The organism is Micromonospora sp. NPDC050417 (assembly GCF_044458865.1).
In the GTDB taxonomy this organism is placed as follows: Bacteria; Actinomycetota; Actinomycetes; order Mycobacteriales; family Micromonosporaceae; genus Micromonospora_G.
In genome coordinates this window covers 41,175-59,866 of the sequence record NZ_JBITIH010000024.1, presented here as the reverse complement: position 1 = coordinate 59,866, position 18,692 = coordinate 41,175, and the positions used below count along the sequence as shown (strand labels likewise).

Annotated in this window: 19 protein-coding genes; 4 read left to right on the top strand and 15 right to left on the bottom strand. The window is 70.3% G+C overall.

From position 1 onward, the window contains the following. Window position 1: 1 nt before the first annotated feature. From ACIBF5_RS26905 to pdxH, 8 genes are all read right to left on the bottom strand, one after another. Complete coding sequence (locus ACIBF5_RS26905) at window positions 2-1,246, bottom strand: glycosyltransferase family 2 protein (protein ID WP_396815665.1); 1,245 nt, start codon at window positions 1,244-1,246, stop codon at window positions 2-4. A gap of 213 nt (window positions 1,247-1,459) precedes the next feature. Next, on the bottom strand, window positions 1,460-2,293 hold the full coding sequence (locus ACIBF5_RS26900; RefSeq protein WP_396815664.1) for a DUF4230 domain-containing protein: 834 nt from the start codon (window positions 2,291-2,293) through the stop codon (window positions 1,460-1,462). 98 nt (window positions 2,294-2,391) lie between these two features. Continuing rightward, window positions 2,392-3,564 carry an acyl-CoA dehydrogenase family protein gene (locus ACIBF5_RS26895; protein WP_396815663.1) on the bottom strand — a complete coding sequence of 391 codons (1,173 nt, stop codon included), beginning with the start codon at window positions 3,562-3,564 and terminating at the stop codon, window positions 2,392-2,394. Then, entirely contained in the window at window positions 3,561-3,863 is a 303-nt protein-coding gene (locus tag ACIBF5_RS26890) for a type II toxin-antitoxin system VapB family antitoxin (protein WP_396815662.1), read from the bottom strand. Before ACIBF5_RS26890 ends, ACIBF5_RS26895 begins: the two co-directional genes overlap by 4 nt. Before the next feature lie 182 nt (window positions 3,864-4,045). Further along, a complete protein-coding gene (locus ACIBF5_RS26885; protein WP_396815661.1) occupies window positions 4,046-4,648 on the bottom strand; it encodes a nitroreductase family protein in 603 nt (200 codons plus the stop codon). 17 nt (window positions 4,649-4,665) lie between these two features. Further along, entirely contained in the window at window positions 4,666-5,607 is a 942-nt protein-coding gene (locus ACIBF5_RS26880) for an aldose 1-epimerase family protein (protein WP_396815660.1), read from the bottom strand. A gap of 89 nt (window positions 5,608-5,696) precedes the next feature. Beyond that, a complete protein-coding gene (locus ACIBF5_RS26875) occupies window positions 5,697-7,091 on the bottom strand; it encodes an MFS transporter (protein ID WP_396815659.1) in 1,395 nt (464 codons plus the stop codon). Then, a complete protein-coding gene (gene pdxH / locus ACIBF5_RS26870; RefSeq protein ID WP_396815658.1) occupies window positions 7,088-7,744 on the bottom strand; it encodes a pyridoxamine 5'-phosphate oxidase in 657 nt (218 codons plus the stop codon). The genes ACIBF5_RS26875 and pdxH overlap by 4 nt, the downstream gene beginning before the upstream one ends. Window positions 7,745-7,999: 255 nt before the next feature. On the opposite strand from pdxH, the gene ACIBF5_RS26865 reads away from it, so the two are divergent. From ACIBF5_RS26865 to sepH, 3 genes are all read left to right on the top strand, one after another. Then, window positions 8,000-9,106: a citrate synthase 2 gene (locus tag ACIBF5_RS26865; RefSeq protein WP_396815657.1), complete on the top strand. Its 1,107-nt coding sequence runs from the start codon at window positions 8,000-8,002 to the stop codon at window positions 9,104-9,106. 240 nt (window positions 9,107-9,346) lie between these two features. Further along, window positions 9,347-10,474 carry a phosphoserine transaminase gene (gene serC / locus ACIBF5_RS26860; protein WP_396815656.1) on the top strand — a complete coding sequence of 376 codons (1,128 nt, stop codon included), beginning with the start codon at window positions 9,347-9,349 and terminating at the stop codon, window positions 10,472-10,474. A 272-nt stretch (window positions 10,475-10,746) separates the two neighbouring features. After that, window positions 10,747-11,835 carry a septation protein SepH gene (gene sepH, locus ACIBF5_RS26855; protein WP_396815655.1) on the top strand — a complete coding sequence of 363 codons (1,089 nt, stop codon included), beginning with the start codon at window positions 10,747-10,749 and terminating at the stop codon, window positions 11,833-11,835. Between the two features lie 28 nt (window positions 11,836-11,863). Here the strand turns inward: sepH and thpR are convergent, their stop codons facing one another. The 6 genes from thpR to ACIBF5_RS26825 form a co-directional block, all read right to left on the bottom strand. After that, window positions 11,864-12,469: an RNA 2',3'-cyclic phosphodiesterase gene (gene thpR / locus ACIBF5_RS26850; protein WP_396815654.1), complete on the bottom strand. Its 606-nt coding sequence runs from the start codon at window positions 12,467-12,469 to the stop codon at window positions 11,864-11,866. Window positions 12,470-12,511: 42 nt separating this feature from the next. After that, the gene (locus ACIBF5_RS26845) at window positions 12,512-13,051 is read right to left on the bottom strand and encodes a hypothetical protein (protein ID WP_396815653.1); all 540 of its coding nucleotides are present in this window, start codon (window positions 13,049-13,051) and stop codon (window positions 12,512-12,514) included. A 45-nt stretch (window positions 13,052-13,096) separates the two neighbouring features. Then, window positions 13,097-13,846 (bottom strand): maleylpyruvate isomerase family mycothiol-dependent enzyme, encoded by a 750-nt coding sequence (locus tag ACIBF5_RS26840; protein ID WP_396815652.1) that lies wholly within the window; start codon window positions 13,844-13,846, stop codon window positions 13,097-13,099. 122 nt (window positions 13,847-13,968) lie between these two features. Next, a complete protein-coding gene (locus tag ACIBF5_RS26835; protein ID WP_396815651.1) occupies window positions 13,969-15,258 on the bottom strand; it encodes an MFS transporter in 1,290 nt (429 codons plus the stop codon). A 72-nt stretch (window positions 15,259-15,330) separates the two neighbouring features. Next, window positions 15,331-15,780 carry a MarR family winged helix-turn-helix transcriptional regulator gene (locus tag ACIBF5_RS26830; RefSeq protein ID WP_211349317.1) on the bottom strand — a complete coding sequence of 150 codons (450 nt, stop codon included), beginning with the start codon at window positions 15,778-15,780 and terminating at the stop codon, window positions 15,331-15,333. A gap of 148 nt (window positions 15,781-15,928) precedes the next feature. Further along, window positions 15,929-17,407, bottom strand: coding sequence for an NCS2 family permease (locus ACIBF5_RS26825; RefSeq protein ID WP_396815650.1), 1,479 nt, complete (start codon window positions 17,405-17,407; stop codon window positions 15,929-15,931). 118 nt (window positions 17,408-17,525) lie between these two features. On the opposite strand from ACIBF5_RS26825, the gene ACIBF5_RS26820 reads away from it, so the two are divergent. Further along, on the top strand, window positions 17,526-17,780 hold the full coding sequence (locus tag ACIBF5_RS26820; protein ID WP_396815649.1) for a DUF2530 domain-containing protein: 255 nt from the start codon (window positions 17,526-17,528) through the stop codon (window positions 17,778-17,780). Between the two features lie 58 nt (window positions 17,781-17,838). Here ACIBF5_RS26820 and ACIBF5_RS26815 read toward each other — a convergent pair whose 3' ends face one another. Next, window positions 17,839-18,678, bottom strand: coding sequence for a DUF3027 domain-containing protein (locus ACIBF5_RS26815; RefSeq protein ID WP_396815705.1), 840 nt, complete (start codon window positions 18,676-18,678; stop codon window positions 17,839-17,841). Window positions 18,679-18,692: the final 14 nt, after the last annotated feature.

Below are 18,692 nucleotides of genomic sequence, written 5' to 3'. Positions count from 1 at the left end.
CTCAGCTCCGCGCCGACGCGAGGTCGCTGTCACTGCGGGCGTCGTCGGCCGGCGTCGCGACGACCGGAGCGCTCGGGCTGACCCGACGGAGGTTGAGCAGACTGGCGAAGAGACCGGAGAAGAGCACGGTCATGCCCAGGCCGATCACGGTCGATGAGGGGAGCACGACCCGAAGGGTCTCGGCGAGGTTCTGCTCACCGAAGCCGGTGGTCCCCCACGCGGTGACCGCGAGGATCGAACCGGCCAGGCCGAGCAGGACCAGGAACAGACCGGCGGCGGTGCAGGTCTCGAACCGTACCCACCTGCCCCAGAAGGCCGCCTGTTGCTGGGTGGTGATGCCTTCGGTGTGCCCGTAGAGGAGCGCGAAGACGCCGAAGAGCAGGAGTTGCGCGCCGACCAGGATGGCCAGGCAGGTGTAGACCATGGTGCTGATGTCGAAGCCGACCCCGGCCACCTGTAGCGGGCCGAAGGAGAGCGTCGCGGTGCCGAGCAGGCCCAGCAGGGTAAGGACGAAGCCGGGCCAGATCAGCGTCTTGCGCGGGGCGAAGACGAGTAGGAAGCGCAGGTGGCGCCAGCCGTCGCGCCAGGTACGCAGGTGTGGCGGGCGGCTGCGGCCGTCCTTCTTCAGGGTGGTCGGAACCTCGACGATGTCGTAGTTGTTCAGCGCTGCCCGCACCACCAGTTCGGAGGCGAACTCCATGCCGGGCATGCAGAGCTGGAGGTCCCGGATGCGGTCCCGGTTGAAGCCCCGGATGCCGCAGTGGAAGTCGCCGACGTTGCGCAGCCCGAACAGGCGCCGTCCCAGCCAGGAGAGCACCGGGTTGCCGAGGTAGCGGTGCAGCGGGGGCATCGCACCCTTGTCGATGCCGCCACGGAACCGGTTGCCCATGACCACGTCGTGCCCGGCCCGCAGCTCCCGGATGAACGGCTCAAGGTTGGACAGGTCGTACGAGTCGTCCGCGTCGCCCATGATCACGTACTTGCCTCGGGCCTGCGCGATGCCGTTCAGCAACGCGCCACCGTAGCCACGGATGGGCGCGTGCGACACCCGCGCGCCCGCCCTGGTCGCGATCTCCTGCGAGCCATCGGTCGATCCGTTGTCGCTGACCAGGACCTCGCCGACGACACCCAGTTCGGCGAGGGCCCGGACGGCCTTGGTGACGCAGATCTCCAACGTCTCGGCCTCGTTGAGGCACGGAAGCAGGACGGTAACCTCGATCTCGTCTCCGGCAACAGAAGGTGCCACAGGCGTTTCTCCCGATTCGATTTCTCGGTGTATCGATTGGCGAGGGGCCGGCGGACCAAGGGCAACACGGTGCACCATCGGCCGCCTTCTCAAGACGTCGCTGGATACTACCGCCATATCCCGTTTGTGTTCTGTCGCCACCGGTGGACGCTAGGAGAATACCCGGCGTACCGCCCTGACCTGCGATGACACCGAGTCATCGAAGTCCTACGCTCAGGGAGCGGTATAGGTGACAGTCACCTTCTCGTAGCCGAGTGAACGGAGCAGACCCTCAAGCATCTTTCGGGTGTTCTCCTGGGCCCGGTCGCCGAGACCGCTGTCCCGAGCGGCGGCGGCAATGCTCTCCTCGGCCTTCTGGTAGACCTCGCGCTGCCGGTTCGGATCTCCACCGAACACCTCGCCGAGCCGGTTCAACAGACCGCGTTCCTCGGCGAAGACATAGCTCCGTTCAAGGTCGAGATTCGGCTCGCCGAGTTGCGGCGCGGGCAGCCGGATCTCCACCGACTTCCGATCGGCCGACTCGATCACCGCACCCTCGGAAATACGGGCAAAATCGACATACGACTCAACCGACCCGGCACCGACAAAAAGCGTACGTTCGTTGAGCAGGAAGTCCGGTACGTACTTCCGGTCGTTCTGAAGGTCGATCACGACCTGGAAGTTTCCCTCCGCCGCGACATAGCGGCTCAGGTCCTGGATCGACTTGAGCAACGGAGGCTGGCTCCGGTCGGTCGTCTCCTGCGCGAACGGATTGCGCCAGGTCGGCCAGAGCCCGGTCACCCGGACCCCGAGGACCAGGACCAGCACCACGGCGAGCACACCTGCCAGCCAGAACAGGCCGCGCCCCCGGGTGCGTTCCGAGGTGAGCACCGGATCGGGCCGGGTCGGCTCAGGGTCGCTCTCCCCCGCCGTCGGCTCACCAACAGCCTCGGCACCGCCGTCCGCCGCCCAGCGTCGGTCCTGCGCTGGCACGGCCGGCGCGGCCTGCCCCTTCGCGTACTCCGGGAACTCCCGGGTGGGCTCGTTGACATCTCCGCTTCGGGACATCTGCCCTCACCGTCCTCATCAGACCGTCTTCCTGGCGCAAACGGTACGGGTCGGGTGCGACAACACGACCACTGCCGTAGCTGTACCCCATCGGACGGTCAGCCGAACGCGGCGATCCCCGTCAACCGCTGGCCGATCACGAGCTGGTGGATCTCCGAGGTGCCCTCGTAGGTCAACACCGTCTCCAGGTTGCTGGCATGCCGCAGCACCGGGTACTCGCCGCTGATGCCGTTGGCGCCGAGAATCGTCCGGCATTCCCGGGCGATCGCCAGCGCCTCGCGTACGTTGTTCAGCTTGCCGACGCTGACCTGGTCCGGGCGGAGCGCACCGGTGTCGGCCAACCGACCCAGGTGGAGCGCCAACAGGTAGCCCTTCTGCAACTCGACCGCCATGTCCGCGAGCTTCGCCTGGGTGAGCTGGAAACCGGCGATCGGCCGACCGAACTGGGTCCGGTGCACGGCGTAGTCGAGCGCCACCCGCAGGCAGTCACGGGCGGCGCCGAGGGCACCCCAGACGATGCCGAACCGCGCCTCGGTCAGACAGGAGAGCGGCGCCTTGAGACCACTCGCCGCCGGCAGTTGGGCGGTCGCCGGCAGGCGTACGCCATCGAGCACGATCTCCCCGGTCGAGGAGGCCCGCAGCGACATCTTCTGCCGAATCTCCCGGGTCGTCACACCGGGGGTGTCGAGCGGCACGACAAAGCCCCGGACGCCCTCCTCGGTGCGGGCCCAGACCACCGCCAGGTCGGCCAGGGGCGCGTTGGTGATCCACATCTTGGTGCCGGTGAGCACCCAGTCGGTGCCGTCCCGCCGGGCCCGGGTCGCCATCGACGCCGGATCGGAACCGTGGTCGGGCTCGGTCAGGCCGAAACAGCCGATCGTCTCCCCGGTCGCCATCGTCGGCAGCCAGCGCTGCTTCTGCTCCTCGTCGCCGTAGCGCCAGATCGCGTACATCGCCAGCGAGCCCTGCACCGAGACCAACGACCGCAGACCGGAGTCGCCCGCCTCCAACTCCAGGCAGGCCAGCCCGTACGCGACCGCCGAGGCACCGGCGCAGCCGTACCCGGTCAGGTGCATGCCGAGCAGGCCCACCTTGCCGAACTCGACGGCCAGTTCCCGGACCGGCGCCTGACCGGACTCGTACCACCCGGCGACGTGCGGGCGGACCCGGTCGTCGACGAGTTGACGCACCACCGCCCTGATCTGCCGCTCCTCCTCGGAGAGGAGCGCGTCGAGGTCGAGCAGGTCCAGCGAGGACGCCGGGGCGCTCACGGTGCCGCCGGCAGGACGAGCACCCGGGCGTGGATCTGGTTGCGCTGCTGGAGCGCGGCCCGGAGCGCGCGGTGCAGCCCGTCCTCCAGGTACAGACCGTTGTTCCACTGCACGACGTGGGGAAAGAGGTCGCCGTAGAAGGTGGAGTCCTCGGCGAGCAGCTTGTCGAGCGCGAGTTCTCGCTTGGTCGTGATCAGCTGGTCGAGCCGGAGCGGGCGCGGCGGGATCTCCGCCCACTGCTTGAGGGTGAACCCGTGGTCCGGGTAGGGACGTCCGTCCCGAACCGCTTTGAAGATCACGACAGTACTCTCCCCTCCCCGTGGCCGGGCCGGCCTCGCGGTCGTGCCCGTGCCCCGCCACGTCCGATGACGCCGGTGCCAATCCGATGGCCCGTGTCAGCCTAGCGACCGCCCACGAGATCGCGGTTTGTTCCCGGATGTCGATTTCGTTACTGCCCGTCCGACCCGTGTTGGCCGAACGGTCAACCCCATTGACCGCGGTGGACGACCTGATCGAGCGGACGACGTCCCCGCTTGAGCGAGGCCGGCCGATGATCCGGCGCCCGATAACCGATTGTCAGGGCACCAATGGGGCTGAATTCATCGGGTACGCCGAACTCGTCACGATACGCGGAGACGCGCTCCGGTGGGATCCCGAAAAAGCACGCACCAAGCCCCTCGTCCACTGCGGTAAGCAATATCAACAGTGCGGCGAACCCGGTGTCGACATGCCAGTACGGCACCGGCCAGCGGCTCTGGTCGCGATCGGTCCAGCCCTTGTCCGGTTCGGCGTACCGGTCCAGGTAGGCGGACCGGTTCGCGTGCGGCACCACGATCAGCGGTGCACGGCGCATCCCGGTCAGCCAACGCCCCGACGCGGCGGGGTCCGGACTGGTCGCCGACCAGAACCGCGCCCGGTCCCCGGCGGTCTCCAGCACCAGGAAGCCCCACCCCTGGGAGAACCCCGCCGACGGCGCCCGCACCGCGTGGTCCAGCAGCCGCTCGACCAGGTCCGGCGGGACCGGCCGGTCCGGGTCGTAGTTGCGCACCATCCGCCGGGCGCGTACGACCTGTGCGAACTCCATCCGGCCGGCCCGCCCGCTCAGGCGACGGCCGAGCCGGGGCGGATCCCCCAGCTCGCGCGCCAGGTCACGCCGGGCGCCAGCACGATCACGTCCCGACCCGAACGGAATGCGTCCGGCGGGCACGTCATCGGTTCCACCGCGACCGACCTGCGGTTCCGGTCCCCGGTGAGGGTGTCGCCGGTGAACACCTGCCACCAGCCGAACGCCCGGTCGGCCCAGATGCTGACCGCCGGCTGGGCGCCCGGCCCGGTGAGGGTGACGCTGGAGCCGTCCGGCCCCTGCTCGACCTCGCCGAAGGTGACGTCGAGCACGGCGTCGCCGATCTGCCGGGGCTCGGTGAAGTCGAACTCACTGCCGGTGACCTTGACGGCACCGATCGGCAGCAACCGACCGTCGGCCAACAGCCGGCTGCGCCCCGGCACCCGGAGCCACACCTGATCCACGGGCACCCCGGGCAAGCGGAAGTACGGGTGTACGGAAAGCCCGAACGGCGCCTCCTGCGCCCCCAGGTTCGTCACCTCGTAGTCGGCCCGGAGACCGTCCGGGCCGATCTGCCACCGGGTGGTCAGCCGCAACGGCCACGGGTAGCCCATCTGGGCGGGCAGGTCACAGGCGACCGTGATCGCGTCGGGCGCCTGTTCCACCAGGCGCCAGGGGAGCCAGTTGACCAGGCCGTGGATCGCGGTGTGCTTGTCCGGCTCGGTCAGCGCCAACTGGTGCGACCGGCCACCGAAGCTGTACTGGCCGTCCCTGATCCGGTTCGGCCAGGGGGCGAGCACCTGCCCGGCGGCGCCCGGCGAGACCTCGTCGTCGGCGTACCCGTCGAGGTAGTCCACCCCGCCAATCCGGTAGGCGCGCAGTCCCCCGCCCACCTCCACCACGACGGCCTCCTGGCCGCCACCCGCGATCGTCCACTGTGTTCCGGACAGCGGGCGGGGCTCGGTCTCCACGTTCTCCATGCCGGGACGATATCGGTTGGCCCGGCGCGCCGCCCGATCACCCGGCAACCCCGGCCACCAGCGAAGCAGCTAACGGGCCGGGTTCGCGCTCACTCGACGGGCGCGGCCGGTGCCCGGTAGCGCATCAGCGTCGGGAAGGCGAGCGCCAGCAGCGGGGCCAGCACCACGACCGCCAGTCCGCCGCCCACCCAGGAGACGCCGACCCCGAGCGAGGAGGCCATCAGGCCAGCCCGGAGATCACCGAGCCGGGGACCGCCGGCCACCACGGTGATGTTGACCCCCTGGAGTCGCCCGCGCATCCGGTCCGGGACGTAGACCTGCAACATCGACTGCCGGAACACCGACGAGACCAGGTCGGCGGCGCCGGCCAGGGCGAGCAGCCCGACCACCAGCCAGAGCTGGTGCGCAAGTCCCGCCAACGCGATGCTCACCCCCCAGCCGACCACCGCGACCACCAGGGCCAGGCCCTGACGCTCGATCCGGCCGATCCAACCCGAGGTGAGACCGCCGAGCACCGATCCGATCGCGATCGCGCTGTAGAGCAGACCGATCGCCGCTCCCCCGCCGAACCGCTCCTGCGCCACCTCCGGGAAGAGGCTGCGGGGCATGGCGAGCACCATCGCGATCAGGTCGATGCCGAAGGAGAGCAGCAGCACCGGAGTGGTGGCCAGATAGTGGAAACCGTCGGCGATGATGCGCAGCCCGGCGCGGCGGGCCGCCGGTGGGGCGCCAGCCTCCGCCTCCCCGCCCTCGCTCTCGGCCAGCGGCGCCAGCGACGGCAGCCGGTAGGTGGCCCAGAGCGAGACGGTGAAGAGCAGGGCGTCCACCCCGTACGCCAGCGGCAGGCCGGTCTCCGGCGCCCAGGCGGAGAAGATCAGACCCGCGGTGAGCGGGCCGGCCACCCCGGCCGCCTGCGCGGTGGTGAAGCCGAGGGTCAGCGCGGCCGGCACCAGCGGGGTCGGCACCAGCCGGGTGATGATGGCCTGGCGGGCCGGTGAGCTGATGCCGAACGCGGCCGACTGGACCGCGACCAGGCCGAGCAGCAGCACCGGGCTGCCCACCCGGAACACCGCCTGGGCCAGCAGACCGAGCGTGGTCAGCCAGAGCAGGGTGGTGCTCACCATGAGCAGCTTGCGCCGGTCCATCACGTCGGCGACGGCACCGCCCCAGATGCCGAAGATCACCAACGGGACCAGGGTGGCGAGGCCGAGCAGTCCGACCCAGAACGAGTCGTGGGTCAGGGTGTACATCTCCACCGGTACGGCAACGGCGGTGAACTGCATGCCGTACATCGACACGCCGTTGCCGATCCAGAGCCGCCGGTACGCCGGCACCCGCAGCGGGCGTACGTCGATCGCCCACCGCGACGGCTTCTTCTCTTGCTTGTTGTCTTCGAGTTTCCGGTCTTCGAGGCTCTGCTGACCGTTTTGCCGGTCTTCGAGAAGCTGCCCGGAGTCCTGCACGGAGCCCGGCTCGGAACTCATGGTGCCAGTCGTTCGATGATCCACCCCTGTTCGTCGCCTCGACGGTAGCGCAGCCGATCGTGCAGCCTGCTGGTCCTCCCCTGCCAGAACTCCACCGTCTCGGGCACCACCCGCAGACCACCCCAGTGCGGCGGCGGCGGAATCGGACCCTGGTCACCGAACCGGTCCACGACCGCCCGGTAACTGGTGTCGAGAGTCTCCCGGTCGGGCAGCACCCGCGACTGTGGGCTGGCCCACGCCCCGAGCCGGGAGCCGCGCGGGCGACTGGCGAAGTACTCCTCGGTCTCGGCCCGGTCGACCGGCTCCACCGCGCCGCAGACCACCACCTGCCGGGACATCGGAAACCACGGAAAGACCAGGCTGGCGTACGGGTTCGCGAGCGCCTCGGCGCCCTTGCGTGAGCCGTAGTTGGTGAAGAACACGAGCCCCCGCTCGTCGTAACCCTTGAGTAGGACGGTCCGTCCGCTGGGCCGGCCGCCGGCGTCGGCGGTGGCGAGCATCATGGCGTTCGGCTCGGGCAGGCCGGCGCCGACCGCGTCGGCGAACCAGCGATCGAACTGGGTGTACCAGTCCGGGGCCAGGTCGGTCCGGGAGAGCCCCCGTTCGACCGCGTAGTCGCTCCGAATACCCGCTGGTCGCACTGTGTCTGGCATCACGTGGCCATCCTGACGTACCGGCCCCCGCCCGCGTACGGCGGCACTGGTCAGGCAATGTGCCGGCGGTCGATGGATCCGTGGCGGGACCGGCATCGGAGAAGTGTCGCGCGCAGCACATCGTGACCGGGTCGCGAGTTAGTTACTCACCAGGCAAGATGGCACGAATACATCCCTGAGGGTCGCCTAAGGAGCTCCCGGGTCACACCGATGAGCCCCGGGAGTTCTCGGCCGAACCAGATCCAGGAGAGCGAAATGTCCGACTTCAAACCGGGGCTTGAAGGCGTGATCGCCTTCGAGACCGAGATCGCGGAGCCCGACAAAGAGGGCGGTTCGCTGCGCTACCGAGGCGTTGACATCGAGGATCTGATCGGGCAGGTCTCATTCGGCAACGTGTGGGCCCTACTCGTGGACGGCCGGTTCGGCCCCGGCCTGCCGCCGGCCGAGCCGTTCCCCGTTCCGGTGCACTCCGGCGACATCCGGGTGGACGTCCAGTCTGCGGTCGCCATGCTCGCCCCGTACTGGGGTCTCGACCAGCTCCTCGACATCAACGACGAGCAGGTCCGCGAGGACCTGGCCCGGGTCTCGGTCACCGCGCTCTCCTTCGTCGCCCAGTCGGCCCGTGGTCTCGGTCTGCCAGCAGTGCCGCAGAAGGAGATCGACAAGGCGCAGACGATCGTCGAGCGCTTCATGAAGCGCTGGCGCGGCGAGCCGGACCCCCGGCACGTCAAGGCCGTCGACGCGTACTTCATCTCCGCCGCCGAACACGGCCTGAACGCCTCCACGTTCACCGCCCGGATCGTCGCCTCCACCGGAGCCGACGCCGCAGCCTGCATCTCCTCGGGCATCGGCGCGCTCTCCGGCCCGCTGCACGGCGGGGCGCCCTCCCGGGTGCTGCACATGATCGAGGCGGTGGAGCGCAGCGGTGACGCCGAGGGGTACGTCAAGGGCGTACTCGACCGGGGCGAACGGCTGATGGGCTTCGGCCACCGGATCTACCGGGCCGAGGACCCGCGCGCCCGGGTGCTGCGCCGCACCGCGAAGGAACTCGGTGCGCCGCGCTTCGAGATCGCCGAGGCGCTGGAGAAGGCCGCTCTCGCCGAGTTGCAGGCACGCAAGCCCGACCGGGTGCTCGCCACCAACGTCGAGTTCTGGTCGGCCGTCGTACTCGACTTCGCCGAGGTGCCGGCACACATGTTCACCTCGATGTTCACCTGCGCGCGGATGGGCGGCTGGAGCGCGCACATCCTGGAGCAGAAGAAGCTCGGACGGCTGGTCCGCCCCGCCGCCCGCTACACCGGTCCGGGCACCCGCAAGCCGGCCGACGTCGAGGGCTGGGACGCGGTCGTCCACAACGTGTGACACCGCCCACCACGGGGGCCCGTCCGATCAGATCGGACGGCCCCCCGTCGTTCCGCCCCCGGCTGACCCGCCGAGGTGGGACGGTGGCGTGTCCATCGCGCCGGCAGTGCGAGGATGGGAGCTCGGCAGCGTCGCCGGACATCCATGGACTCCGGTTCGCGGCGCCTCGGCGCCCGCGGTACGGAGCCCTCGTCCGCCAGTTCCCGGGCCGCCGGCCCATCGGAAGGATCGTCGATAACCGTGGCTGACCCATCGACCATTCGGATCCCTGACGAGTTGAAACCCGCCGACGGCCGCTTCGGCGCCGGACCGTCGAAGGTCCGCCCGGCGGCGGTCTCCGCGCTCGCCGAGGTGGCGACCACGTACCTCGGCACCTCGCACCGGCAGCCGACCGTACGCGACCAGGTGGCCCGGCTCCGGCGCGGCATCGCCGAGTTCTTCTCCCTGCCCGACGGTTACGAGGTGATCCTCGGCAACGGCGGTGCCAGCGCGTTCTGGGACGTCGCCACCTTCGGGCTGGTCCGCGACCGGGCCCAGTTCGCCACCTTCGGCGAGTTCGGCGCCAAGTTCGCCAAGGCGGTCAAGGACGCCCCGTTCCTCGGCGAGCCGACCGTACGCAAAGCCGAGCCCGGCTCCGCCCCGGCGCTGGTCGCCGAGGCCGGCGTCGACGTCTACGGCACCCCGCAGAACGAGACCTCGACCGGCGTGGCGGTGCCGATCCGCCGGGTGGCGGGCGCCGACCCGGACTCGCTGCTGCTGGTCGACGCGACCTCCGGCGCGGGCGGGCTCGACGTCGACGTCCGCGAGACCGACGTCTACTACTTCGCCCCGCAGAAGTGCTTCGCCTCCGACGGCGGGATCTGGCTCGCGCTGATGTCGCCGGCCGCGATCGCCCGCGCGACCGAGATCAAGCAGTCCGGGCGCTACATCCCGGCCTTCCTCGACCTGGTCACCGCGATCGACAACTCGCGGCTGGAGCAGACGTACAACACACCGGCGCTGGCCACCATCTTCCTCGCCGCGGAGCAGACCGACTGGATGAACGCGCAGGGCGGGCTGGCCTGGGCGGCCAAACGCACCGCAGAGAGCGCCGCCATCGTGTACGGGTGGGCCGAGCGCTCCGAGGTGGCCACGCCGTACGTGATCGACCCGGGGCTGCGCTCGAACGTGGTCGCCACCATCGACTTCGTCGACGAGGTGGACGCCACCGCGATCGCCAGGGCGCTGCGTGCGAACGGCATCGTGGACACCGAGCCGTACCGCAAGCTCGGCCGCAACCAGCTCCGGATCGCGCTCTACCCGGCGGTCGAGCCGGCCGACGTCGAGGCGCTCACCGCCTGCGTCGACCACGTGGTCGCCTCGCTCTAGCACCGCTCGCCGCGCCGGCACCGCCTCACCGGGTGCCCAGCGACCGCGGATATCGTGATGGTCCGGGCGCGTACGGCATGGACGCGTCCGGGCCCGTCCGGCGGGACCGGGCGGGTCCGTCGAAACCCCGACGGATCATTGATCATTCGCGCAGCTCACCCGCGACATGCGGGCGTGGCATCCCCCACGGGCGGGCCGACCGGCGTACCGTGTGGCGAGGACGCCCGGGTGGCTGGCTCGTGGCGTGTGCCGAGCGGGACGGAGGCAACGCGATGCGACCGGTACGCTTCGTCGCCCTCTCCGAGGACGGCCAGGCCCTGGTTCTCGCCGATGAGGTGGGTCGCCTGCTCGCGCTCCCCATCGACGAGCGGGTGGCCACGGTCCTCCACACCGAACCGGGTGGTGCCCCACTGTCGGTGGTGGCCCCGGTCCACGACCAGGTCGCCTCCCTCTCTCCACGGGACATCCAGGCCCGGATCCGGGCCGGTGAGTCCGCCGAGGACGTGGCCCGGATCGCCGGTGTCCCGGTCGACCGGGTGCTGCGTTACGCCGGGCCGGTGCTACAGGAGCGGGCGATGGTCGCCCAGCACGCGCGGCGTACCCGGCTGAAGAACTCGGAGAAGAGCGTTCCGCTCGCCGAGGTGGTCGACGGCCGGCTGGCACAGCACAGCATCGACACCGAGAAGATCTCCTGGGACGCCTACCGGCGCGACGACGGCACCTGGCGGATCATTGCGAGCTGGCCGTCCGGCAAGGCCACCGCGCAGGCAGTCTGGGATCTCGACAAGACGCGGCAGATGGTCTCGCCGCACGACGACATGGCGCAGTACCTCTGCGCCGAACGCCCCACACCGATCCTCGGTCAGGAGCCGTCGCCGGAGCGTGGCGGTCACGGGTTGCCCGGCCCGTCGCGGGTCGAGCCGTCCCGGGGTGGGCACGGCCTGCCGGCGCCCGCCAGTGAGCAGACGGCGCCGCCGCGTCCGACCCGCGATCCGATCCGGGCCGGCCGGGACGCACTGCTCGCGTCCCTCGACCGTCCACTCGGGTCGAGTGCCGGACGGGGCCTGGAACCGGTCTCCCCGGCCGCCCACTCCGGCTACGACACACCCCGGCCGCGGCCGGTCGCCGGTGGTGCGGCGGCGCTACTCGGCGGGGGCCAGGGGTCGGCGTTCGACGACGACGCGGACCTGCCCAAGGAGGTTCCGGCGGTGCCGTCGCTGGCGGTGCTGCGTCCACGCCGGACCACCGCCCCGGCGGCAGCGGCCGAGAACACCGACCAGAGCGGCAAGCCCCGTAAGCGGCTGCCGAGCTGGGACGACGTGCTGTTCGGCAGCGGACCCGCGGCGCGCGAGACCTCCTGACCCGGCACTCCCCCGTTTCCCTGGACGGTTACAGCGGCCAGGCGGCCAGGCGGTCGTACCGGGGCCGGTGCCCGGGAGGGTTGCTGCGTACCAGCGCCAGCTCGGTCACCGGCCAGGACGGACCGAGATAGCCGTCCAGAGCGCCCCGGTCCGCTTCGACGTCCTCCGGTGACAGCCGACGCCCCGGCCGGGCCAGGGTGACATGCGGCGCGTACGGCCTCGGATCCTGCGCCACCTCGCAGTCGGAGAGTTCGCGTCGGGCGGCCAGACTCACCGCGTGCAACGCGTCCACGTCGCCGCGCAGACCCACCCAGAGCACGCCGTCCGTTGCCGACCCGAAGAGTCCACCTCCGCCGAGCCGCAGCCGGGGCACGCCCACGACCTCGACCGAGCCGCCCGTTCCCGACGGCGGGCGCCAGCTTCCGGCCGCCCGGTCGAGGGCGCGACGGACCCCGGGCAGCTGGTCGTCGCGCACCTCACCGATGAAGACGACGGTCAGGTGCAGGTCCTCCGGTGCGGTCAGCCGCACGTTGGCCCCGGATGCCGCTGCGGCACCGACCCTCAGCCGCTCCACCATCCACACAAGATCGTTCAACGCCTCCGGTGGCGGATGGATCGCTACGAACAGTCGCACCGGCTCACCCGCCCGTCCGTCGTGCGCGACCCACCACCGGCCTCACCATTCCGGGTACGGATGGCGACCGGCCTGGTGCAGCATCAGACCGGCCGCCTCCAGTTCGCCTTCGACCCGGACCCGTTCGATCTCCCGATCCACCCCGTCGAGATCCGCCAGGTGCTCGGCCACCCCCAGATACCGACTGGCGAGCCGGAGTCGCTCGTCGTACGCCCGCAGCAGGTCGCCGTGCCCGGACCGGGAGCTTTGCCACGGCCCCAGCCGCTCACCGCCGAGGCGGCGCAGGTCGGCCGCGATCTGCTCGATGGCGGGACCGCCCGGGCGATCCAGCTCGGCGGGGTCGAAGCCACCGAAGCCCGTTTCGGCGTGTAGCGCACGCTCCAGGTGATCCAGGGCACGCTGCTCCCGCCGCCGCACCCGACGGGCGTCCCATTCGGCGGCGAGCCAGTGGACCAGTTCGTCGGCACAGATCATCGCGGCCACCAACGCCGGTATACAGACCAGTGCCAGGAGCGCCAGTGCCAGCACGAGCGCGTGCATGACCGCCATCTCCTCCGACGTCAGGCCCCGCGTACGGGGCACGCCACCGATGAAACCCTAGCCCGCCGTTCGCCCTTGGGCCGCCGCTTACTGGGTGGCGAGGCCGAGGGAGCGGCGGAAGTGTTCGACCACGCCCCGGTCGCCGGTACGCCGTATCGCTTCCTCGGGCGAGCGACGCCAGAGCCAGAGCAGCAGTTCCTGCGGGGAGCCGCTGACCGTCGCGTGCACCGGCTGGTCGGTGGCACCGGGTCCGATCTGCGCGCCGGCCGGGCCCAGATCGACCAGCCAGCTCCGCTCACCGGCGTGGACCAACAACCGGACCGGGGAGTCCGGCAGTGATCCGGCAAACGCTTCCGGCCAGCTACGGGTGCCGTATTCCAGCATCACCCGGAGCACCTCGTCGATCCCGTCGTGGGCGAGGTCGTCCGGAATGTCGGTGATGGACGCGCCGACCGCCTGCTCCGCGTCGACCCGGTGCACCACCGTTTCGTGCGCCATCCGGCGGATCCAGAACGCCACTGTCTGATCCGGTTCGTACCAGGTGTAGGCGGCCGATCCAGGTGTGCGTTCGTCGAACTCCGACAGCAGTTCCGCGTACGCCCGTTCGAGTAGCGTCGCCGGCTCCTCCCCGGAGAGGTCCGGTGGCCAGTCCTGGGGCATCGCCCCGGTGCGCATGCAGGCGACCTTGTGCAGGTAGACCTCGGCCACGTGACGGGTCAGGTCCCGCACACTCCAGTCCGGACAACTCGGAACGGCCTCGGCCAGGCCCTTCGCCGCGACTAGACCCAGCCGGGCGTGGTCGGCGGCAAGACACTCCAGATATCGCGTCTGCTCCATCCCCACAACCAATCAGACCGGTACGACACTCGCCCACCCCCGGACGGGTGAGGAAGGGTCCCTTCCTCTTTGGAATCCGATGACAAGGGGCCCCTCCTCCTGATCGGATGGCTTTTCGACGGTCAGCTCACGTCGGCCGCGGGGACGACGTACAGGCGGGGTCGGGGGGCGATCCGGAGACGGAGCCGGGCGCCCTCGTGACGCAACTGCCAGAGCAGTGCCAGCAGGGCAGCAACCAACGAGATGAGCCCGCCGACACAGATCGCGGCGTTCGCCCCGGCGTGCTCGGCGACCCAGCCCATCGCCGGTGCGCCGACCGGGTTGGTGCCGAGGAAGACCAGCACCCAGAGAGCCATCACCCGGCCCCGGAAGGCCGCGTCGACCCCGAGCTGCACCCGCTGGTTCGACGCCTGGGCGAAGTAGACCATCAGGAATCCGGCCGGCACCAGCAGCAGCATCACCAGCCAGTAGCTGGTGGCGAGCCCGACCAGGGTGCCGGCGACCGCGCAGCCGACCGCCGCCCCGAGGACCACCCAGACCGAGGGGCGGCTGCGCCGCCCGCTGCCGGCAAGGGCACCACCGAGCGCGCCGAGGGCGAGCGCGGTGGTGAAGAGTCCGAACGAGGCCGCGCCGGTGTGGAAGACGGTCTTCGCGAGCGCGGCGAGGGTGATCTGGAAGTTGAACAGGGTCATCCCCATCACCGACATGAGCACCATCGGCAGCACCAGGTCGGGGCGGGCCCGGACGTACCGGAGTCCGTCGATGACCCGGGCGGGGGCGCGTTCCTCCAGCGGCGGCAGGGCCTCCCGGTGCAGTTCGTCGGCGCGCATCCGGAGCAGGCCGATCAGCGGCGCGAGCGCGCCGAAGACGCTGATCAGGAAGACCGGTCCGACATCGAAGACGGCGATCGCCACGCCGGCCACGGCGGGGCCGATGATCCGGGCGGAGTTGAACGTCGCCGCCGAGAGCGACAGCGCGTTCGGCAGCAGCGAGGTGCCGACGAGTTCGGAGACGAACGACTGGCGTACCGGGGTCTCGACCGCGTTCGCGGTGCCGAGCAGGGCGGCGAAGACGAAGACGTGCCAGAGTTCGATCCTGCCGGTGACCACCAGCAGGCTCATGGTGAGCGCCAGCAGGCACCAGCTCGCGTTCGCGATGAAGAGCAGCAGGCGCTTGTCGTACCGGTCGGCGAGCCGGCCGGAGAAGAGGGTGAGCAGCAGTACGGGGGTGAACTGCAACGCGGTGACCCAGCCGAGGGCGGTCGCCGAGTTGTGGGAGAGATCGAGTACGAGCCAGTCCTGTGCGGTGAACATCATCCACACGCCGATCAGCTTGGTGAGCTGACCGATCGCGAACAGCCGGTAGTTTCGGACCTGCAAGGACTGGAACGTGGTGCCTAGTTTTGCCCGCACTCGGGGTGCGCCTCCTCCGGGTCGTACGCGTCATCCACAGCGGACGAAGCGGACCCGGTACGCGGGCGCCGATCAGGCGCGAGCGACCTTCTGCAGGATCGCCGCGGCCTGCCGCAGCGTTTCCCGTTCCTCCGGGGTCAACTCGGCGAGCCGGTGCCCCAGCCATTCGTTGCGCGCCCGTTCGAACTGGGCGAACACCTCACGGCCGGAGTCGGTCGTCGAGAGAATGACCTGACGTCGGTCGGTCGGATGGGGAGTGCGGCGCACCAGGCCACGCTCCTCCAACTTCGCAACGATCTTGGTCATAGTCGGTGGCTGCACCCGTTCGGTGTCGGCCAACTCACGAGGCGTCAGCGCGCCCGCCAGCTCCAGACTGGTCAGGGCCGACAACTGGGTCAGCGTGAGTTCGCCGACAGGCCGGGACTGCCGGACCCGTCGATTGAGCCGGGTGATCGCATCGCGCAGCAGGCTTGCCAGCTGCGCAGGCGGCACACGTTGCGCCATCACCGTCCGCTCCGTCACGTTAGTTAGCCTAGCTAATAAGCCTGGCTAACGACTACTGTTATGACCACAGTCACCCGAGGTCAGGGCCAGGCGGGGTGCCTGCGGATGCTAGTTTCCCCCGCCCGACCACCGGCCGCCCACGCGGGGCGGAGCCGACCCGAACGGGTCAGCCGATCAACGACTCGATCGGGCCCCGCAGGAAGTAGAGGGTGAAGAGACCGGCCACCCCGTACAGCAGCGGGTGCACCTGCCCGGCCCTGCCCCGGGCCAACTTGAGGACGACGAAAGTGATCACGCCGGCGCCGATCCCGTTCGAGATCGAGTAGGTGAACGGCATCAGCACAATCGTCAGGAAGGCCGGTACGGCAATCTCGTAGTCCGTCCAGTCGATGTTCCGTACGCCGGTCATCATCAGGAACCCGACCACCACCAGCGCGGTCGACGCGGCCTCGAACGGCACCACCACAACCAGCGGGGCCAGGAACATGGCCAGCAGGAACAGCCCACCGGTGACCAGGTTCGCCACCCCGGTACGGGCCCCCTCCGCGACACCGGCCGCGCTCTCGATGTACGAGGTGTTGCTCGACGTGCTCGCCGCCCCGCCGGCCGCCGCGGCGATCGAGTCGACGAGCAGGATCTCTCGGGTACGCGGCGGCGTCTGGCTCTCGTCCAGCAGGTCGCCCTCCTGCCCGACCGCCACCATCGTGCCCATGGTGTCGAAGAAGTCGGTGACCAGGAGCGTGAAGACGAACATCAACGCGATCAGCCAACCGGCCCGCGACCAGGAACCGAGCACGTCGAAGTTGCCCAGCAGGGAGAGGTCGGGGGTGGCGAGCACGGTGGCCGGCAACTCCGGCACGTTCAGTGACCAGCCCTGCGGGTTCGGCTTCCCGTTCACGAACGACGGGCCGACGTTGGCGATCGCCTCCACGATGATCGCCAACACGGTCGAGGCCACGATGCCGATCAGGATCGCGCCCCGGACCTTGCGGACCACCAGCACGAGGGTGACGAGCAGACCGAGCACGAAGACCAGCGCCGGCCAGGTGACCAGTTTGCCGTTGATGCCCAGACCGACCGGCACGGTGGTGCCGGCGGCGTCCGGGATCCGGCGGACGAAACCGGCGTCAACCAGCCCGATGATGGTCAGGAAGAGGCCGATTCCCACCCCGATCGCGGTCTTGAGCTGGGTCGGCACCGAACGGAAGACGGCCGTACGAAGGCCGGTGAGCACCAGGATCGCAATGATCACGCCCTCGATCACCACCAGTCCCATCGCGTCGGCCCAGGTCATCTGCGGGGCGATCTCGTACGCGACCAGGGCGTTCACCCCGAGTCCCGCCGCGAGCGCGAGCGGAAACCGGCCGACCACCCCCATCAGGATGGTCATCACCCCGGCGACCAGGGCGGTGGCCGCGGCGAGCGCGGGGATGGCCAACCGCTGACCGTCGCCGTCGACGGCGTTGCCGAGGATCAACGGGTTGAGCACCACGATGTAGGCCATCGTGAAGAAGGTGGCGAGCCCGCCCCGGATCTCCCGGTTGACGGTGGAGCCACGGTGGGAGATCTCGAAGTAGCGGTCGAAGCCGCTGCGTGGGGGTGTGGTCGCCGGCGGGGTACCGGCCTTTGCCGAGGTGGTCGTCATCAGGGACCTCACATCGCGATCATGGGGTTCGATGGGCGCATCGTCCCAGACGACCGTTTACCGGGAAAGTTCGTTCCGGTTACGAAGTTCGATCCCTGCCCACGGGTACGCTGATCACGTGCCGGAGCAGCAGCAACCGCGGCCGGAGCCGCTCGACCCGCCGATGGTCCCGTTCGCCGTCGGCGGCATCGTGATCTGGGCCGTGGTCGGGCTGGTCCTGCTGATCTTCTTTCGCGACTGGCTGACCGAGCACGGTCATCAGGACTGGCTCTGGACCTGCCTCGCCGGCTTCCTGGTGGGCTTCCCCGGACTGGCCGTGATGCTCCGCCACGACGCCAACCGGCGCCGCCGCCGGGCCGGCCAGCGGCACTGACCGGTAGCCACGCAGGACTGACGGCTCCGCGGTGTCGGCGGCCTCAGCGGGCGGTCGGTCAGCCGTGCCCGTACGGCTCGGCGGGCTCGCCGTTCTCCACGGAACCCGGGGCCCGGCTCACCGAGACCGCCTCGACCTCGTTGTCGTCATAGATCGTCGGCAACTCGTCCACCGGCGTCTCCGGGGTGTCGAGCAGGGTCTCCGAGTGTGCCCCGCAGCCATGGTCGGCGCTGACCGCCCGGCCGTCGTCGGGGGCGTAGAAGTTGCCGCAGACCCCGAACGCCTGGCGCATGGCACCGGCGAGGGGCAGGTAGAAACCACAGGTTCCACAGCGGGCGGTCCGGGGCGCGGCGGCGGCGATCGGCGCGGTCGGGCCGTGGTCGCCGTCGTACCAGCGCTGGGCGGTCTCCATCCGGCCTTCCAGGGACATCACCCGGGACCGGCCGAGTCCGAGTTCCCAGTTCGTCTCCTCGACCGCGGGGTCGTCGGAGAGGACGTAACCGGGCACGAGGCGGTCGTCGTCGGCCGGGGTCGGCAGGAGGTCTCCCACGCCGAGGTCACCCGGCTGCAGCCGTTCCTGCCAGGGCAGCCAGCCGGGCGCCAGCAGCGCGTCCGGGCCGGGCAGCAGGACCGCCTCGCAGATGGTCACCTGCTTGCTGCGCGACACCCGGGTGACGGTGACCGCCCAGCGCCATCCCCGGTAGCCGGCGAGCAGACATTCAAAGAAATGGGTCACCAGGCGTTCGCCCTCTGCGACAACCTCCAGGTGGGCGCCAACATCAGCCGGCTCCACCTCGGTGATGCCGGCCCGAGCCACCTCCACGGCGGCGGCACAAACCTGGTCAAGACGGGCTGCGCGAGCGCCGGCGGTCCTGGTCACACGCTCATTCTTCCCTATCCGGGCGGCGGGCC

Excerpts from the sequence above, each read along its gene's own strand:
- ACIBF5_RS26900 (WP_396815664.1), bottom strand. The coding sequence starts at position 2,293 with ATGTCCCGAAGCGGAGATGTCAACGAGCCCACCCGGGAGTTCCCGGAG.
- ACIBF5_RS26885 (WP_396815661.1), bottom strand. The coding sequence starts at position 4,648 with ATGGAGTTCGCACAGGTCGTACGCGCCCGGCGGATGGTGCGCAACTAC.
- ACIBF5_RS26880 (WP_396815660.1), bottom strand. The coding sequence starts at position 5,607 with ATGGAGAACGTGGAGACCGAGCCCCGCCCGCTGTCCGGAACACAGTGG.
- ACIBF5_RS26875 (WP_396815659.1), bottom strand. The coding sequence starts at position 7,091 with ATGAGTTCCGAGCCGGGCTCCGTGCAGGACTCCGGGCAGCTTCTCGAA.
- pdxH (WP_396815658.1), bottom strand. The coding sequence starts at position 7,744 with ATGCCAGACACAGTGCGACCAGCGGGTATTCGGAGCGACTACGCGGTC.
- ACIBF5_RS26865 (WP_396815657.1), top strand. The coding sequence starts at position 8,000 with ATGTCCGACTTCAAACCGGGGCTTGAAGGCGTGATCGCCTTCGAGACC.
- sepH (WP_396815655.1), top strand. The coding sequence starts at position 10,747 with ATGCGACCGGTACGCTTCGTCGCCCTCTCCGAGGACGGCCAGGCCCTG.
- ACIBF5_RS26840 (WP_396815652.1), bottom strand. The coding sequence starts at position 13,846 with ATGGAGCAGACGCGATATCTGGAGTGTCTTGCCGCCGACCACGCCCGG.
- ACIBF5_RS26825 (WP_396815650.1), bottom strand. The coding sequence starts at position 17,407 with ATGACGACCACCTCGGCAAAGGCCGGTACCCCGCCGGCGACCACACCC.